The organism is Streptomyces noursei (genome assembly GCF_016917755.1).
Lineage (GTDB): Bacteria > Actinomycetota > Actinomycetes > Streptomycetales > Streptomycetaceae > Streptomyces > Streptomyces yunnanensis.
In genome coordinates this window covers 1,104,071-1,119,270 of the sequence record NZ_CP070326.1, presented here as the reverse complement: position 1 = coordinate 1,119,270, position 15,200 = coordinate 1,104,071, and the positions used below count along the sequence as shown (strand labels likewise).

General features: G+C 69.7%; 18 protein-coding genes and 2 pseudogenes. 7 read left to right on the top strand and 13 right to left on the bottom strand.

Annotated features, from left to right (window positions below; all coding sequences use genetic code 11):
• Positions 1 to 443: 443 nt before the first annotated feature.
• Positions 444 to 665: a GntR family transcriptional regulator gene (locus tag JNO44_RS04995; RefSeq protein ID WP_240167939.1), complete on the bottom strand. Its 222-nt coding sequence runs from the start codon at positions 663 to 665 to the stop codon at positions 444 to 446.
• 483 nt (positions 666 to 1,148) lie between these two features.
• On the bottom strand, positions 1,149 to 1,370 hold the full coding sequence (locus JNO44_RS04990; RefSeq protein ID WP_205361760.1) for a CarD family transcriptional regulator: 222 nt from the start codon (positions 1,368 to 1,370) through the stop codon (positions 1,149 to 1,151).
• 213 nt (positions 1,371 to 1,583) lie between these two features.
• Here JNO44_RS04990 and JNO44_RS04985 point away from each other — a divergent pair, with 213 nt between their 5' ends.
• The gene (locus JNO44_RS04985; RefSeq protein WP_205361759.1) at positions 1,584 to 2,600 is read left to right on the top strand and encodes a DNA-directed RNA polymerase subunit alpha; all 1,017 of its coding nucleotides are present in this window, start codon (positions 1,584 to 1,586) and stop codon (positions 2,598 to 2,600) included.
• Positions 2,601 to 2,807: 207 nt separating this feature from the next.
• Here the strand turns inward: JNO44_RS04985 and JNO44_RS04980 are convergent, their stop codons facing one another.
• The 4 genes and pseudogenes from JNO44_RS04980 to JNO44_RS04965 all read right to left on the bottom strand — a co-directional run.
• On the bottom strand, positions 2,808 to 3,182 hold the full coding sequence (locus JNO44_RS04980) for a GntR family transcriptional regulator (protein ID WP_205361758.1): 375 nt from the start codon (positions 3,180 to 3,182) through the stop codon (positions 2,808 to 2,810).
• Positions 3,179 to 3,940 carry a hypothetical protein gene (locus tag JNO44_RS04975; RefSeq protein ID WP_205361757.1) on the bottom strand — a complete coding sequence of 254 codons (762 nt, stop codon included), beginning with the start codon at positions 3,938 to 3,940 and terminating at the stop codon, positions 3,179 to 3,181. Before JNO44_RS04975 ends, JNO44_RS04980 begins: the two co-directional genes overlap by 4 nt.
• Before the next feature lie 149 nt (positions 3,941 to 4,089).
• Positions 4,090 to 4,350 (bottom strand): annotated as a pseudogene (locus tag JNO44_RS04970) (transposase family protein); the annotation flags it as partial.
• 2 nt (positions 4,351 to 4,352) lie between these two features.
• Positions 4,353 to 4,451 (bottom strand): annotated as a pseudogene (locus JNO44_RS04965) (aldo/keto reductase); the annotation flags it as partial.
• A 266-nt stretch (positions 4,452 to 4,717) separates the two neighbouring features.
• On the opposite strand from JNO44_RS04965, the gene JNO44_RS04960 reads away from it, so the two are divergent.
• The 6 genes from JNO44_RS04960 (at position 4,718) to JNO44_RS45040 (ending at position 6,893) form a co-directional block, all read left to right on the top strand.
• A complete protein-coding gene (locus JNO44_RS04960) occupies positions 4,718 to 4,924 on the top strand; it encodes a hypothetical protein (RefSeq protein ID WP_240167419.1) in 207 nt (68 codons plus the stop codon).
• Positions 4,925 to 4,929: 5 nt separating this feature from the next.
• Positions 4,930 to 5,283, top strand: a complete 354-nt coding sequence (locus tag JNO44_RS04955) for an ArsR/SmtB family transcription factor (protein ID WP_205369389.1) — start codon at positions 4,930 to 4,932, stop codon at positions 5,281 to 5,283.
• A 5-nt stretch (positions 5,284 to 5,288) separates the two neighbouring features.
• Complete coding sequence (locus tag JNO44_RS04950; RefSeq protein WP_240167418.1) at positions 5,289 to 5,768, top strand: ATP-binding protein; 480 nt, start codon at positions 5,289 to 5,291, stop codon at positions 5,766 to 5,768.
• 202 nt (positions 5,769 to 5,970) lie between these two features.
• Positions 5,971 to 6,150, top strand: a complete 180-nt coding sequence (locus JNO44_RS04945) for a DUF6126 family protein (protein ID WP_205371442.1) — start codon at positions 5,971 to 5,973, stop codon at positions 6,148 to 6,150.
• Positions 6,151 to 6,192: 42 nt separating this feature from the next.
• Positions 6,193 to 6,705, top strand: a complete 513-nt coding sequence (locus JNO44_RS04940) for a hypothetical protein (RefSeq protein WP_240167417.1) — start codon at positions 6,193 to 6,195, stop codon at positions 6,703 to 6,705.
• Between the two features lie 53 nt (positions 6,706 to 6,758).
• Positions 6,759 to 6,893: a pyridoxamine 5'-phosphate oxidase family protein gene (locus JNO44_RS45040; RefSeq protein WP_420882738.1), complete on the top strand. Its 135-nt coding sequence runs from the start codon at positions 6,759 to 6,761 to the stop codon at positions 6,891 to 6,893.
• A gap of 423 nt (positions 6,894 to 7,316) precedes the next feature.
• Here the strand turns inward: JNO44_RS45040 and JNO44_RS04930 are convergent, their stop codons facing one another.
• From JNO44_RS04930 to JNO44_RS04900, 7 genes are all read right to left on the bottom strand, one after another.
• Complete coding sequence (locus JNO44_RS04930; protein WP_205361754.1) at positions 7,317 to 7,703, bottom strand: BlaI/MecI/CopY family transcriptional regulator; 387 nt, start codon at positions 7,701 to 7,703, stop codon at positions 7,317 to 7,319.
• Positions 7,704 to 7,896: 193 nt separating this feature from the next.
• Positions 7,897 to 9,414: a hydrogenase large subunit gene (locus JNO44_RS04925; RefSeq protein ID WP_240167416.1), complete on the bottom strand. Its 1,518-nt coding sequence runs from the start codon at positions 9,412 to 9,414 to the stop codon at positions 7,897 to 7,899.
• 3 nt (positions 9,415 to 9,417) lie between these two features.
• Positions 9,418 to 10,935 carry a proton-conducting transporter transmembrane domain-containing protein gene (locus JNO44_RS04920; RefSeq protein WP_205361753.1) on the bottom strand — a complete coding sequence of 506 codons (1,518 nt, stop codon included), beginning with the start codon at positions 10,933 to 10,935 and terminating at the stop codon, positions 9,418 to 9,420.
• The gene (locus tag JNO44_RS04915) at positions 10,935 to 11,636 is read right to left on the bottom strand and encodes a hypothetical protein (RefSeq protein WP_205361752.1); all 702 of its coding nucleotides are present in this window, start codon (positions 11,634 to 11,636) and stop codon (positions 10,935 to 10,937) included. The genes JNO44_RS04920 and JNO44_RS04915 overlap by 1 nt, the downstream gene beginning before the upstream one ends.
• A 5-nt stretch (positions 11,637 to 11,641) precedes the next feature.
• On the bottom strand, positions 11,642 to 12,595 hold the full coding sequence (locus tag JNO44_RS04910) for a respiratory chain complex I subunit 1 family protein (protein WP_240167415.1): 954 nt from the start codon (positions 12,593 to 12,595) through the stop codon (positions 11,642 to 11,644).
• Entirely contained in the window at positions 12,592 to 14,625 is a 2,034-nt protein-coding gene (locus JNO44_RS44345) for a proton-conducting transporter transmembrane domain-containing protein (RefSeq protein ID WP_205361751.1), read from the bottom strand. Before JNO44_RS44345 ends, JNO44_RS04910 begins: the two co-directional genes overlap by 4 nt.
• Complete coding sequence (locus JNO44_RS04900) at positions 14,622 to 15,104, bottom strand: NADH-quinone oxidoreductase subunit B family protein (RefSeq protein WP_205361750.1); 483 nt, start codon at positions 15,102 to 15,104, stop codon at positions 14,622 to 14,624. The genes JNO44_RS44345 and JNO44_RS04900 overlap by 4 nt, the downstream gene beginning before the upstream one ends.
• Positions 15,105 to 15,200: the final 96 nt, after the last annotated feature.

Sequence of the window (15,200 nt, the reverse complement as noted above, 5' to 3'; positions counted from 1 at the left end):
TCGGCATCCACGCAGAACAGCGCACACCGAATCGAAACGATCGCCCGCAGAACTTCGGTCGTCGGTCTTCGTCGGACAGCTGCGCGTTCCCACGGTGCAACAGAACATGGGCCCGCGGCTTTGGCAGCGGGCCCGATCCCGATGGGTGTTGCGGAGATCAAGGTACCGTCGCTCCGCTGCACATGCGCACGGCTGAGCTGATGGAGCCCCAGCGTCATCCAGGTGGGGCTGAACATCCCCCTACAAGCTTCCAGATGACTGCAGCGCATCGACTGCACCAGTCGTTCACATCCGGTGGAAACGGGAAGCCCGGTTCGGGCGGCGGCCGGATGAGCTGACCCGCGTTCTCTCAGAGACGAGCTCGGCCGAGTACCAACGGCCTCGTTGGTACTCGGTCGCCCCGCACCTGAGGGCTATCCAGTGAGGCTGTTCTCGGAAAAATCCTAGTGCGGTGATCCGGCTGAACCGGTCGGGGGTCCGCCGGCCACGTATGACCCTCGCCCCCACTCGGCGACGATGAGCCCGCGCTCCCGCGGTACCCGCACCGCCCGGCGGACAGTCTCCCGCGCCGCATTGAACCGGTCGCATAGCTCGGGCTCAGAGGGGATGCGATCACCGGGCTTGTACCGCCCACCTCGAATGTCTGTGGTTAGTGCATCCAACACCCGCACATAGGGGGGCGTACGGGGTGTGCGGGCCGTTGAGGCGATCGGGCATGGCAACGAGCACAGACCGGCGACTGGACCGGCGGTAGTGGTTCCTCCCGGACCGCGCCATTGCGCCCGCGCGGGCAGACTGCTGCGGCCGCGACGGGCCGCAGGCGGAGTCAATCCCCTTGCAGACTCGGCCGGCCGAGCGAGGCTGTAGCAGGCGGCCCGCAAACGCGTCGGCGACCAGTGCGGTCCGCAGGCGATCTGCGGTGGCCCAGCCCACAACGCGGCGGGAAGCGATGACGATGACAGTGGCCAAGGAGCGAAGACTTTGATACCTGCGGCCAGTTGGATCACCTCCGGGCAGGCGGCAGGCGGCAGGGAGCTTGGGCAGGAGCTCGTGTTGCTCGGCCTTGAGGTTGTCGGGTCTGGTGAGCAGTATCCGGGCGTGCCGGCGCGGGGTGATGTGGCGATGGCGATCGTGTACGTGTTGCGGCCCTACAGCTTGGTCATCCTGTCGTACGGGCTCAAGATTCGCATTTGCGCGGTGCCGAAATCCACGAGCGCCGCGGTTCCGTCCTCGATGCCGATCACCCGGCCGAGGCCGTACATGTCGTGTGTGACCTGGTCGCCCACGGCGAAGTGCTTGGGAGCCGGGGCGATCGGTGCTTTGAAGGGGCTGGTGGGCAGATGACGCTTCGGTGCGGCAGGCTTTGTCATTGCCCCCAGTATGCATCTGCGAACTGCGCTGGTTGACCCTGGAGGCCAGAAGTGGCTGACGTCGGACTCCGCTGCAGCAAGAGCCGTGCCTGCCGAACGGCCAGCAGGCGGCGGCATACGGGTGGTTCGGCCTCTCGGAGGCCGAACCACCCGTACCCTTCGTGGTGTCTACGGCGTCACATAGCGGGCGCCAAACACTGGAGGCAATACCTCGTGCTGATTGCTCAGCGTCCGTCACTGACCGAAGAGGTCGTCGACGAGTTCCGCTCCCGGTTCGTGATCGAGCCGCTGGAGCCGGGCTTCGGCTACACCCTCGGCAACTCCCTCCGCCGCACCCTGCTCTCCTCGATCCCGGGTGCGGCGGTCACGTCCATCCGCATCGACGGCGTGCTGCACGAGTTCACCACCGTGCCGGGTGTCAAGGAGGACGTCACCGACCTGGTCCTCAACATCAAGCAGCTGGTCGTCTCCTCGGAGCACGACGAGCCGGTCGTGCTGTACCTGCGCAAGCAGGGCCCGGGTCTGGTCACCGCCGCCGACATCGCGCCGCCGGCCGGTGTCGAGGTGCACAACCCCGACCTCGTCCTTGCCACGCTGAACGGCAAGGGCAAGCTGGAGATGGAGCTGACCGTCGAGCGCGGTCGCGGCTACGTCTCCGCCGTGCAGAACAAGCAGGTCGGCCAGGAGATCGGCCGGATCCCGGTCGACTCCATCTACTCGCCGGTGCTCAAGGTCACGTACAAGGTCGAGGCGACCCGTGTCGAGCAGCGCACCGACTTCGACAAGTTGATCGTCGACATCGAGACCAAGCAAGGAATGCGGCCGCGTGATGCCATGGCCTCCGCCGGCAAGACGCTGGTCGAGCTGTTCGGTCTGGCCCGTGAGCTGAACATCGAGGCCGAGGGAATCGACCTGGGCTCGTCACCGACAGACGTTGCCCTGGCCGCCGACATGGCGCTGCCGATCGAGGAGCTGGAACTCACCGTCCGCTCCTACAACTGCCTCAAGCGTGAGGGCGTCCACTCCGTGGGCGAGCTCGTCGCGCGCTCCGAGGCGGACCTGCTCGACATCCGCAACTTCGGTGCGAAGTCGATCGACGAGGTCAAGGCGAAGCTGGCCGGGATGGGTCTCGCGCTCAGGGACAGCCCGCCCGGATTCGACCCGACTGCCGCCGTCTTCGATGCCGATGACGATGTGAGTACCGGTTTCAAGGGGCCCGAGCAGTACTGAACCCTGCTCTGGGGCATGGGGCGGGTCACTGTGCGTCAGCAGGTGTGATGTGGCCCGAGGTTCTCTGTATGGGCGAGACCGTGGCCGCCGTGCTGGATCAGCCCGGATCACGTCGCCCTCCCTCCTCCAACCTCGACCGCTTCAGGGCAGGGCGCATCTTCGACGGACTGCTGGGTGAGGGGGCGTTCTCCGGTAGGGTTTTCCGCCCTAGTCCAGGGCCTTGCGGACGGCGGCCAGGATGGCCTGGGTGTCGGCGCCGAGACCTCGGGCAGCTGAGGTGAAGTGCCGGGCCAGCGTGGCGAGTTGGTCGGGGTTTGGATGCTTGGGTTCGGAGGGTAGCTCCGCGACCCGGGTGCCCGCGCCACGGCGGGTGCGGATCAGCTCGGCGGCCTCCAGCTCGCGGTAGGCGCGCGCCACGGTGCCCGGGGCCAGGCTCAGGTCGGCAGCTAGCTGACGCACGGTCGGCAGACGTTCGCCCTCGGTGAGTCGGCCAGTGACGATCAGGGCGGCGAGCTGGGCGCGGATCTGTTCGTACGGCGGTACCGGGCTGGTGGTGTCGACGCGGATGACGGGGCCAGTCACCGTTGGGCCGCCCGGGGGGCCACCACGGTGAACAGGCACCAGGCCAGGGCAGCCAAGCTCAGCAGGCCCAGAGGGTAGATCAGCAAGGCAGTGACGGTGCCCAACGTGCCGGCGCAGCTCGTGTGCATCAGCACGGTGGCCATCATGAGAACGACGAGGAGAAACTGGGGCGCGACCAGCAGTCCCCAGGCCGCCGTGATCGTCCAGGAGCGGTCGCGGCGCTGCTGGTCGCTTCCGGGGCGGTAGGCGATACGGCGCAAGGCCCAGGCGCAGGCGGCGGTTCCGAGGATGAGTGAGGCCAGGATGGGCGTGGCGTAGAAGATGCCGGGCCAGGGGCCGATGGGCCTGGTCGCGCCGTCGCAGGTGAGAGTGAGGGCCCGGCCCGTCCGGCCTATGGCGTCGGGGGAGGCTGTGGCCAGCCCGATCACCAGCAGCACGACGAGGGACACCGCCAGGAGGAGAAGCAAAGGGGCCATACGCGGCGGCACATGGTCTCTGACCTGGCGCGGGGCGAGGTCGGCGGTGCGTACCGCCTTGTGAGGGCGGGGAGTGAGGGCGTCACCGAGCAGGACACCGCCCACCGCGCAAAGGCCGAAGCCGGTGATGGCGAACACGATGGGCATGCTGTAGTCGTCGCCGAAATATCTGGTGGGCATGGTGGCCAACAGTGGCGCGGCCACGGCACCCGAGGCCAGGCCGGACCAGCGGGCGTAGCGGTCGGCACGGCGGGGGGATGCGGGTGGGGCCGTATCGAGCATGTGGGGACCTCGGTGAGTGGTGTGGGCTGCGCGGGATGTACCCAGCGGGGCGCTGCTCTGCCGCATGCCGCGATTGAATCAAGTGGTTGGTACAAGATGCCGCCACCAGGATCTTGTGTCAAACGCTCGATACAAGTCGAGGCGAGCGGCTACGGCCAGTGGGCAGGCCAGGGGCGGGTTGGTGCCGGGCCTGTTCCTTTGGCGAGGGCAAGGTTGTGCAGGTGCGCAACGGCCTGGACTGCCTTCTGGAGGCCGTTGCCGCGCTGCCGGCAGTCGCGGAGGATCTTGTAGTGCTTCATGCGGGCGAAGGTGTGCTCGACCCGGGCATGCACCCGGCGATGCTCGGCGTTGTCCGCTTCCGCAGCTGGCAGAAACCGGCGTCCTGGGCGTTTGCGGTGCGGGACGACGAGCCGAGGGCCCCGAAGTGCTCGCTGATCGAGTCCTGGCCCATGAGGCGCAGGTTGACCGCGTCGAGGTGGTCGCGGCCGAGCTGACGCAAATTCGCTTCCGGCGGACCTTGGGCGTCGTGCCGACGACGGGGGCCGGCTGCTGGGCCGTCGGGTGGTGGGGGCGGCAATTGGCCATCAGGGAGCAGGGTTCGGTCGTCGTCGAGAACGGCGGTCGGGTCGTCACGGCGCTCCTGAAGGTCCGCAGGCGGTGCCCGTGTCGACTTCCGCTGCGGAGATGTCCCCGTATGTGTCCCACGCGGGGGTGCCGCAGCCTAGACTTGCAGAGTTCTTCAATTCGCTAGTTGTCGTTGCAGTGAACCGTTTGCGTGTGGAGGTTTGGGTGGGCGGCTTCGCCGAAGCAGTGCTGGAGCGGGTGCGTCGGGCGCGGGCCGCAGTCGCGGAGGCGCGCGAGGCCGAGGACGCGTACGCGGTGGCGGTTGCTGAGGGCGAGCTGGACGATGCGCTGCGCATAGCGCGCGGCCTCGGTGTGGAACCCGGTGTCGCTTCGGAGGGTGAGGACGGGGGCGCGGCATGAATGGGGTGCAGGTTCCGCTGTATCAGGCGAAGGCGGAGTTGTTCCGGATGCTGGGGCATCCGGTGCGTATCCGTGTGCTGGAGTTGCTGCAGGACGGGGCGATGCCGGTGCGCGACCTGCTGGCGGCGATCGAAATCGAGCCGTCCAGCCTTTCGCAGCAGCTGGCGGTGTTGCGCCGGGCGGGGATCGTGACCGCGACGCGGGGCGGCTCGACCGTGGTGTATGAGCTGGCGGGTGGGGATGTGGCGGAGCTGCTGGGGGCGGCGCGGCGGATCCTCGTGGAGTTGCTGGCCGGGCAGCAGGACCTCGTCGCCCAGTTGAGGGAGTCCGGCGCGGGTGTGCAGGAGGGGGCGTCGTGAGGTGGGTGGGTCGCTTCCTGCCGCGGCGGCGGGAGATCTCGCCCACCGCTGCCTGCGAGCACACGTTGCCGCAGGTGCGGCGGCATGTGTTCACCGTGCCCGTCGAGCCCGGTGCAGTGCGCATGGCCCGGCGGGAGGCGGACGCGAAGCTCGCCGAGTTCGGTATCGCCAAGAATTCGGTGCTTTCGGATACGGCGCTGCTGGTGGTCAGCGAGCTGGTGGCCAATGTGCTGCGGCACGCCGCGAACCGGTCGCCCACGGCGGATGTCGGGGTCACGGTCGGCGCCGGGCAGCTCGTGATCGGCGTGGCTGATCGAGACCCTCGGATCCCCGACGTGGAAGGCGATGGGGTGGGCGCGGGGCTGCGGACTGTTGCCGAGCTGACCGCGCGATTCGGCGGCACGCTCACCGTCGAGCCCGACTGGGCCGGCCATGGCAAGGACGTCCTGGCTCGCTTCTTCATCCCCGATGCTGATGCCCGATGAACCACGGTGAAAAGAAACCCGGGGTTCCGGCACTGTGAGATCACGTACCTGCATGCTGGCGGCGACTGCCCCTCACAGGGGACGGGCCTCGACGAGATCGCCCTGTTGGCCGAGCGGGCGGGCCGGACGGGAGTGCCGGTCCACATGCACTCCGTCACCGGACTACCGAGCCGTGATACCCGACACACCCAGGAGGGCATCCATGCCTGACGACCAGGTCAACGACCAGTCCATACCCGAACCGTCCTTCGGCGGTGGGATGTCCGAGGAGCGGAAGGAGCGGGGGGCGTCCTTGCGGGTGTTCCTCTACATCGCGGGCAGTCATCTCCTGCTGGGGTTCATGGCGCTGCTGTTCTATCTGGGCAGTCACGCTGGCAAGTAGGCAGCCGATGCCAGTCGTACGGGAGAGGGGAAGGGGAGGACGGTGATTGCCGTCGTGGGCCATGTGGATCTCACTCCGCAGACGCTGAAGCCGCTGGAGGCCGAGCTGAGCGGCAGACTGAACCGTCTGGCCGAGCCGGGGTCGATGGTCCTGATACGGGCCGGTCGGGGCCTGCCGGTCGTGGCTGGTCGGGCAGCGCGCATGGCCGGTCTGCCGCTGGTGGTCGTGCTGCCCTCGCAGGGATCGGTGCCCGCACTGCTCCCGGGCCCCGACCGGGCGGCGGCCGGGGAGTTGCTGTTCCTCGCCGCGCATGTGCGCCTGGTTCCGTACGACCCAGCGGACCGAGGCGCATGTAGGAGCGCGGATGAACGTCTCGTGTGCTCCAGTCGCCGACTGCTGGTGGTCCGGGACGGGTCGGCGTCCCATGGCCAGGACGTCACAGCGCACTTGATCGCCTACGCCCGCAGCCGTGGCATCGTGACTGAGACTCTCCGAGCTCCCGACTGCCGCCGTCGCGACGCGCAGCCCCCGGCCTTCCCTGGTGAGTCCTCGTGAACTCCGCGCCGACCGGCTCTGCCCGCAGGATCACACTCTCCCGTGCGGAGTGCATGGAGGCGCTGGCCGGGGTCACGGTGGGTCGGGTGGCCTTCTCTCAGCACGCGCTGCCCGCCATTCGCCCGGCCAACCACCTTGTCGCCGACGGCTGGTTGGTGATCCGCACTCGGCAGGAAGCGTCCCGTTAGGATCGGACGCGGTTTCCGGTGCTGTCGCGGATGAGGCCGACGAGATCTACCAGGCCGCCTGGGCCGGCTGGTGCGTGGTCGTTACCGGTACGGCGAGTTTGGTGAGTGGCCTTGCGGAACTGGCCCGCTACCGAGCCTGTTGACTCGGTGGGGCGACAGCGACGGTGGCATGGACCAGGTCGTGCGCATCAGCCTGGACATCGTCACCGGCTGTCAACTGGTCCGTACCAGGCCCGCGCAGGCATAGCGATCCAACGGCGGCAAGCTCACAGCCATATCTAGAACCCCTGGGTTCGCCGATCTTACGAATGACCAGACCAGGCCAACGTTTGGCAGGTCGGACAAGCTTTGGCGCAAGCTATTGGCCTCGGCTCGCGAATCTATTTTCCGAGCCTATTTCCCGTCTATTTTCCGGGCGCTGCCTTACTTTCCCTTTGCTTCGGCCTGATCGTCGGCTTGTGCCACCCTTATGGCGTCGCGGAGGGCTTGTCGTTGTTCTGGCGACATCATGCCGAAGAAAGCGACGAGCGCGACTGCGGGGTTGTCGCTGGTGGACCATGCTTCGTTCATCAGCGCGGCAGCGTAGGCGGCGCGAGTGGAGACCGCCTTGTACCGATAGGCGCGGCCTTCGACTTCGCGATGGACCGAGCCCTTCTGGCGCAGGTTGTCCAGTACGGTCATGACCGTGGTGTAGGCGATCGGCCGTTCCTTCTGGAGATCCTCCAGAACTTCTCGAACGGTGGCCGGGCGGTTCCACTCCCAGATCCGCGTCATTGCCGCGCCTTCCAGTTCACCCAAGGGTCTCGGCATGCACGGAGAATGGTTGGAGGCGTCGTGAATTCCGATTATTTTCGTTGTGTTTGGCCCGGAGGGAAGTGGAGTCTGGGGTGGTGAATCTCAGGCTGCACGGAGAGGAAACGATGTCTTGAGCCTCGCCGATGCCCAGGGCGTGATCGTCTGCGGAGTTCTTCGGTGTGCGCCCGCGCACCCGCTCGTGTCGTGGTCACAGGTCGTTGCCGGCGTAGGAGAGGTTGAAGCTTTTGTTGGTCAGGGGGAAGTCGGGGACGATGGTGTCGGCCAGGGCCAGGGGCAGGGCGGGCCAGTTGAAGAAGGACGGGTCGACGGGTTTAACGCGGGCCAGGGTGTGGTCGGCGTTGAGTTCCACGCGGGTGGTGATGGTGCCGCGCCAGCCTTCGACGATGCCCACGCCGGACCCCGGTGCCTCGGTGCTGGAAAGTGGAGGCCAGGTGGTGGTCGCGCCGGGGTGCAGGCCGGCGGTCAGATCGGTGATCAGGGCTGTGGAGGTGTCGATTTCCTCGGCGCGGACGAGGAAGCGGGCCAGGACGTCGCCGTGGGTGTGGACGGGTGGCGAGGGTGGCTGGTCGTGGGTGTGGAAGGGGTGGGCGGTGCGGGCGTCGGTCGGCAGGCCGCTGGCGCGGGCGATGTAGCCGAGGCAGCCGAGGTCGCGGGCGGCGTCGGTGGTCAGTTGGGCGGTGCCGGTGAAGCGGTCGCGGATGGTGGGGTGGGCCAGGGCGAGGTCGGCGATCTGGCGGAGGTCGTCGCGTACGGCGCGCATCCGGGCGGGGTCGGGGATTGCGCGGAGTACGGCGCCGCCGGGGATGACTCCGCCGCGCAGGAGGCGGTGGCCGGTGATCTCGTCGTTGAGGCGCAGGAGTTGTTCGCGGACGCGTTGGGCTTGGGCGTTGAGGATGGAGTGGCCGACGTCGTTGCACAGTGCGCCGAGGTCGGCGGTGTGGTTGTGGAGGCGTTCGAGTTCCAGGAGGAGGGCGCGGGCGCGCTGGGCGGGCTCGGGGACGTGGGTACCGGTGGCTTCTTCGATGGCGAGGCAGTAGGCGAGGGCGTGGCCGACGGCGGTGTCGCCACTGATGCGTTCGGCAAGGGGGAGGCCGTGCTCGACGGTGCGGCCTTCGAAGAGTTTCTCGATGCCTTTGTGGACGAACCAGAGGCGGGCTTTGAGGCGGAGGATGGTCTCGCCGACGACGGAGAAGCGGAAGTGGCCGGGTTCGATGAGTCCGGCGTGGACGGGGCCGACCGGGATCTCGTAGACGCCGTCGCCCTCGACCTCTAGGAAGGGGTAGGGGCCTTCCTGTTCGGCGAAGGGCGGTGGGGGGCCGGCGTCGGGGCGCATGGGGTACCAGCCTTTGGGCCAGTGGAAGTGGCGGACCAGGCGCTGGGGCAGGGGGTGGTCGAGGGGGACGATGCCGTGCAGGTCGCGCATCTCGCGTTCGAACCGGCCGGTGGGAAAGGAGAGGTGGGCAAGGGTGGGCAGCTCGGGCCGGTCGGCGTCGAGGCGTACCTGGAGTTCGGTGCGGGTGTCGGGTGGGCCGGAGGTGAAGAGGTAGACCACGCGGACGGCCCGGCCGCCGGGGGCCTGCTCGGTGTCGTGGTGGGCGGCGACCAGGGCGATGCGATGACCTGCTGCGAACAAGTCGCCCGCGTATTTGGGCAGTTCGGATGCGGTGATGTGGGTGATCTCGCGGATGGCGGGGTGTTGTGGCACCGGTCAGTGCCCTCCAAGGATCGTGGTGGCGGCGGTGAGCAGGTCGGTCAGCGGCCCGGCGGATACCCCCAGGGCGGCGCAGGCCAGCAGCCCTACGGCGAGCGGCAGTCCGGCTGCGGGCCCCAGGCGTACGGGGACAGCTGGGGTGCCCGGCGCGAGGGGAAGCGGGCCCAGCAACATCCGGGTGGTGCGCAGGGCGAGGGCGGCGAAGGCGGTCAGCACCAGGAGTAGGGCGAGGGCGGTGAGCCAGCCCAATCCCGCGGTGAATCCGGCTCGTACGATGCCCAGTTCGGATGCGAAGAGGCTGAAGGGAGGGAATCCCAGCAGCGCAACGACGGCCAGGCCGAAGGCGGCGCCCAAGCCGGGTGCACGGGCCAGCAGGCCCCGCACCCGGCCGATCCGTGTGGTGCGCCGCAGGTGGAGGATGTGGCCCGAGGAGCAGAAGGCCACGGTCTTGGCCAGCCCGTGCCCGGCGATGTGCAGGAGCACGGCGGCTCGCGCGAGTGGGGTGCCGATGGCGGCACCGAGTGCAATCAGGCTCATGTGTTCCATGCTCGAATACGCCAGCATCCGCTTGTAGTCGCGCTGGCCGAGCAGCAAGGCCGCGGCCAGGGCCAGGGTGAGCAGGGCGGCGAGGGACAGCAGGGTCTGGGCGTAGCCGGGGCCCAGTGCCGCATCCGCGATGACCTTGCCGCGCAGGACGGCGGCGAAGGAGACGGCGAGCAGGACCCCCGACATCAGGGCGGATACGGGAGCGGGGGCCTGACTGTGGGCGTCGGGGAGCCAGGCGTGCAGCGGCACGAGACCGGCCTTGGCGCCGAAGCCGAGGATCAGCAGCGCGATGCCCAGGCGGGTGACCGCGGGGTCCAGACGGTCTGCGTGGGCGACGAGGGTCGGCCAGTCCAGGGCGGTCGCTTCGGGGATGCCTGCTGCTCGTGCCGCGTAGTAGAGCAGGACGATGCCCAGGAAGGCCAGCGCGATCCCGGCCGAGCAGATCACCACGTACTTCCAGGCGGCTTCGACGGATGCGCGGGTGCGGCGGTGGCCGACCAGGAAGGCGGTGACGATGGTGGTGGCCTCGATGGCCACCCACAGCACCCCGAGGTTGCCGGCCAGCACCGCCGCGCACATCGCGCCCAGAAAGGCGTGCACGAGCAGGTGGTAGGCGCGGGCGGTGCCCTGTGTGGCGTGCCCGGTGGCACGCTCGTGCGCCAGGTAGGCGGGACCTGCGGCGCAGGCGACGGCCGCGACCGCGCCGACCACCAGCAGCATCCACACCGTCACCGCGTCCGCGCGCAGCACACCGCCGTAAGCGTTGACCGCACCGCCGCCGGGCATCGCATGGGCCAGCACGACGCCGGAGGCCAGGATCGCGGCGGGTGAGACCAGGCTCAACCAGTCAGTCGGCGCATACCGCCGGATGGCGGCGTAGGTGGCGCCGGTGGCCAGGGGCACCGCGATGGGGACGGCAAGGATGAGCGCGGAGGCGGTCGTTCCCAGTGAACTCGGCGATGTCGGCATCAGTCGTGCAGCTCCCGCAGGTCGTCGATGTCGGTGGTGCCGAAGGCCGTGCGCATGCGGGTGGTGAGGATCTGCAGCACCAGGACCGCGAGCAACACGTCGAAGGAAACGCCGAGTTCGACGATCAGCGGCACTCCGGAGGCGGCCAGGAAAGCGGTGGCGGTGATGCCGTTGTCCAGCAGCAGGAAGCCCACCACCTGGGCCAGCGCCCGGCGCCGGGTGGCCAGGACGAACAGGCCGATCAGCACCACCGCCAGACCGACCGGCAGAGCGCGGGCGGCCGGGCCCGGGTTGAGGGCGACCAGCGGCCGGGCGACGGCGTAGGCGAGCAGGGTCAGGGCAGCTGCGGTGAGCAGGGAGGCAGCGACGTTGACCAGCGGCTGGGTCTCGCGGGCCTCGCTGACGTCCTCCTCGTAGTGATGCTCCTCGCCCCCCGACGGCGTCAGGGCGGCCAGCGCCCGGCGCATCAGATACGGCAGCAACCCGGCCCGCAGCGCGCCGATCCCGGTGGCGACCGCGATCAGCCCCCAGCGTTGCTCGTGCAGCCCGATCAGGAGGGGGATGGCGGCGAGCGCGATGCCCTGCAGGGCGAAGGTCCGTACGATCGCGACCAGTTCACGTCGCCACAACACCACCACGGCCGCGAGCAGGAAGGCCCCGCAGGCCAGGTCCAGGAGCTGGGTGTACGTGCCTGTGCTCATCGGCCTCATTCACCGCTCAGGAAGTACGAGGAGGTGACCGCGAGCAGCGCCAGCAGGAAGGACCCGGCCAGCAGCTCCGGCACCCTGAACAGCCTCACCTTGGCCCAGAACACCTCGGCCGCCGCCAACACGGCCCCCAGGACCGCGACCTTCACGACGAACGCCGCCAGCGCCACCGCCAGCGCCGGCCATGAGGCGTCGGTGGCGATGCCCCACGGTGCGAACAGCGAGGCCAGCAGACCCAGCAGGACCGTCAGCCGCATCTGCGCGCCCAGTTCGACCAGCGCGAGGTCGGGACCTGAGTACTCCAGCACCATGGCTTCGTGGACCATCGTCAGCTCCAGGTGGGTTGCGGGATTGTCCACCGGGATCCGGCCGGTCTCCGCCAGCACCGCCACCGCCAGCGCCGCGGTGGCCAGCAGCCCGGCGGGCGAGGCCAGCCGGGACGGCTCACGGACCGCGCCGGCCACGATCGCGGCAAGATTCGTCGACCCGGCCGGTATCGAGAACGCGAACACCGCCACCAGGATGGTCGGTTCGACCAGCGCGGCCACCGTCATCTCCCGGGACGCGCCCATCCCGCCGAACGCCGTGCCCGAATCCAGCCCCGCCAGTGCGAGTGCCACGGTGCCCAGCGCCAGCAGCGCCACGACCAGGATCAAGTCCGCGTGGGCGCTGACGGGTGTGGTGGTGGACAGCAGCGGCACCAGCGCAGCCACTACGGCCGTGGTGGCGACCAGCAGCGCAGGAGCGGTACGGAAGGCAGGGCCGGTGCCGATGGGGGTGATGGGCTCCTTGCGCAGCAGCTTGCGCGTATCGCGCCATGGCTGCAGGACCCCGGCGCCCGCCCGGCCCTCCATCCTCGCCCGCACCTGCCGCATCCATCCCGCCAACAACGGAGCACCGCTGATGACCACGACGATCTGCGCGGCCACCGCAGTCAATCCGGTCCCGCTCACCAGCCCACCGCCAACACCAGCAACAGGGCGACCAAGCCGAAGAAGCCATAGCCGAGATAGAGATGCACGCTGCCGCCCGCCAGCCGCCGCGCCGCCCCACCCAAGCGCGCCAACGCGGCCAACATCGGCTCATACAAGCGGTGTTCGATCCGGTCGGGCACCCGCCGCTGGTAGCGCACCCGCTCCACCAGGTAGGCGGATTCGCGTACGGGGGTGACGTTCACGTCCTGCTCCGGAGCCAGCACATCGTCGAAGACCCGCTGCAGGGGCTCGGCGAACGAGGTGGCCGTATAGGCCATGCGCGGGGTGGGTGCGCCCCCTCCGCAGTCCCACAGCCGGGCATTCTTCCGCCGCCTGCGGCGACGCCCGATCAGGCGGGGCAGCCCCGCTGCCACCGCCAGCGCCGCAGTCAGCGCGATGACCACCCACAGCGGCGCCAGCGAGGCCGGCACCTGTTGCAACCGCACCTGGAGCCCACCGCCGGACAGCGCCTTGGCGCCCGTCAGACCGGCCGCCGAGGCAGCCCGGTCCAACCCGCTCCCCAACACCCCCGGAACCAGGGCCAGTCCCGCGCAACAGGCGGCAAGCAACCCCATCCCCGCAAGCATCGCCGGTGGACTCTCCGCCGCCCGCTCCGCCTGCTTGCTGCGCGGCCGGGCGGAGAATCCCACCCCCAGTGCCTTGACGAACACCGCTGCCGCCAGCCCGGCCGACAGCGCGATCACCGCGACTGCCAGCGGCAGCACGATCGCCGTGGCCACCCCCGGCACCACCAGACCGTGGATCAACGACTGCAACAGCAGCCACTCACTGATGAACCCGTTCCCCGGCGGCAGCGCCACCGCCCCCAGCGCCCCCAGCGCGAACAGCCCGGCCGTCACCGGCATACGCTGCCGCAGGCCCCCCAGCCGGTCCAGGTCCCGCAGCCCCGTGGCCCGCAGCACCGACCCGGCCGCGCAGAACAACAGCGCCTTGAACGCCGCGTGGTTGATCATATGCAGCAGCGCAGCCACCAGCGCGAGCGCGGCCAGCGGTCCGTTGCCGGATGCCGCGAACAGCCCGGCCGCTCCCACCCCGACCAGGACGAGTCCCATATTCTCGCTCGTCGAATACGCCAGCAGCCGCTTGAGGTCCGAAGCCATCGCCGCCTGCAAGATCCCGTACACCGCCGACACCGCGCCGACCGCGATCAGCCCCAGCCACCACCACATCGGGCCCCCACCCAGCAGATCGAAGCCCACTCGCACGATCCCGTAGATCCCGAGGTTGACCATGGCTGCGCTCATCAACGCCGAGACGTGGCTGGGGGCTTCGGGGTGTGCGCGCGGCAGCCAGGCGTGCAGCGGGACCCCGCCCGCCTTCGAGGCGAACCCCGCCGCCACCGTCACGAACACGACCGCGCGAATCCACGCCGACATCCCGGCCGCTCCGGCCCGCAGCGCGGCAAAACTCTGACCCCCGGCCCGCGCGGCGAACAATGCCAGCCCCGCCAGCAGCAGCACTAGCCCCAGGTGCGTCATCACCGCGTACCAGAGCCCGGCGCGCCGTACCTCGGCCCGCTCCCGGTGTTCAGACAGCACCAGCAGCAGCGAAGCCAGCGCCATGACCTCCCACAGCACCAGGAACGTGGAGACCGAGGCCGCCGCCGGGACCAGCACCAGCGTCAGGGCGAAGAGCGGGAGTACGGCCTGCGCCCCGCGCGACGAGGCACCGTGCGCACCCCGCCCCGTGTACCCGATCCCGTACACAGCAACGGCGGCGGCTACCGCGCCGGCTACCGCCATGAACAGCCCCGACAACGGGTCCACGGCCAGCCGCACTCCGGCCAGCGGCAGCAACCCCGGAAGGCCGATCGACCACCGCGCACCGCCCAGCGCCGCGACACCCGCGACGAGTCCGGCGCCCCCCGTCCCCGCCGTGCAGGCTCCCACCGCCGCTGACCGCCCCCATGCCGGTACCAGCATGCCGGCCGCGACGCCCGCACCGGCCAGCGCGGATGCCGCACCGAGCGCGGGCCCGATCACGTTCACCGGCCGGTCACGGTGCGCAGCGCCGCAACGATCTCCTCAGGGCGCGGCGGGCATCCGCGCACTTCCAGATCCACCGGCACCACATCGCCGACCGCCCCCTCGACCCCATACGCCCCGGCGAACTCACCGCAGTTGACGGCGCAGTCCCCCACCGCCACCACCACCCGGGGCTCGGGCATCGCGGCAGTCGTGCGGCGCAGCGGCTCGGCCATGTTCCGCGTCACCGGGCCCGTCACCAGCGCCACATCCGCGTGCCGAGGAGAGGCCACCATCCGGGCGCCATACCGCTCAGCGTCGTACACCGGCCCGAAGGCCGCCGCGATCTCGATCTCGCAGCCGTTGCACGAGCCCGCGTCCACACAGCGCACCTGCGCGGAGCCACCCAGATCCCTGGCCGCGGGTGGAGGTGCGGCCTGGGGTCGTGGCGGAGCGGGCTCCGCCACCCGCCCGGTATCACGGATCTTGCGCAGCAGGCTCATCACAGACTCCTACACGTCAGCGATTCCAGTGCCTCACCAAGCGCGAAGCGGCCGCCCCCTTGCTGCCACCAGAGCGCAGGGTTGCGCCGGGGACGG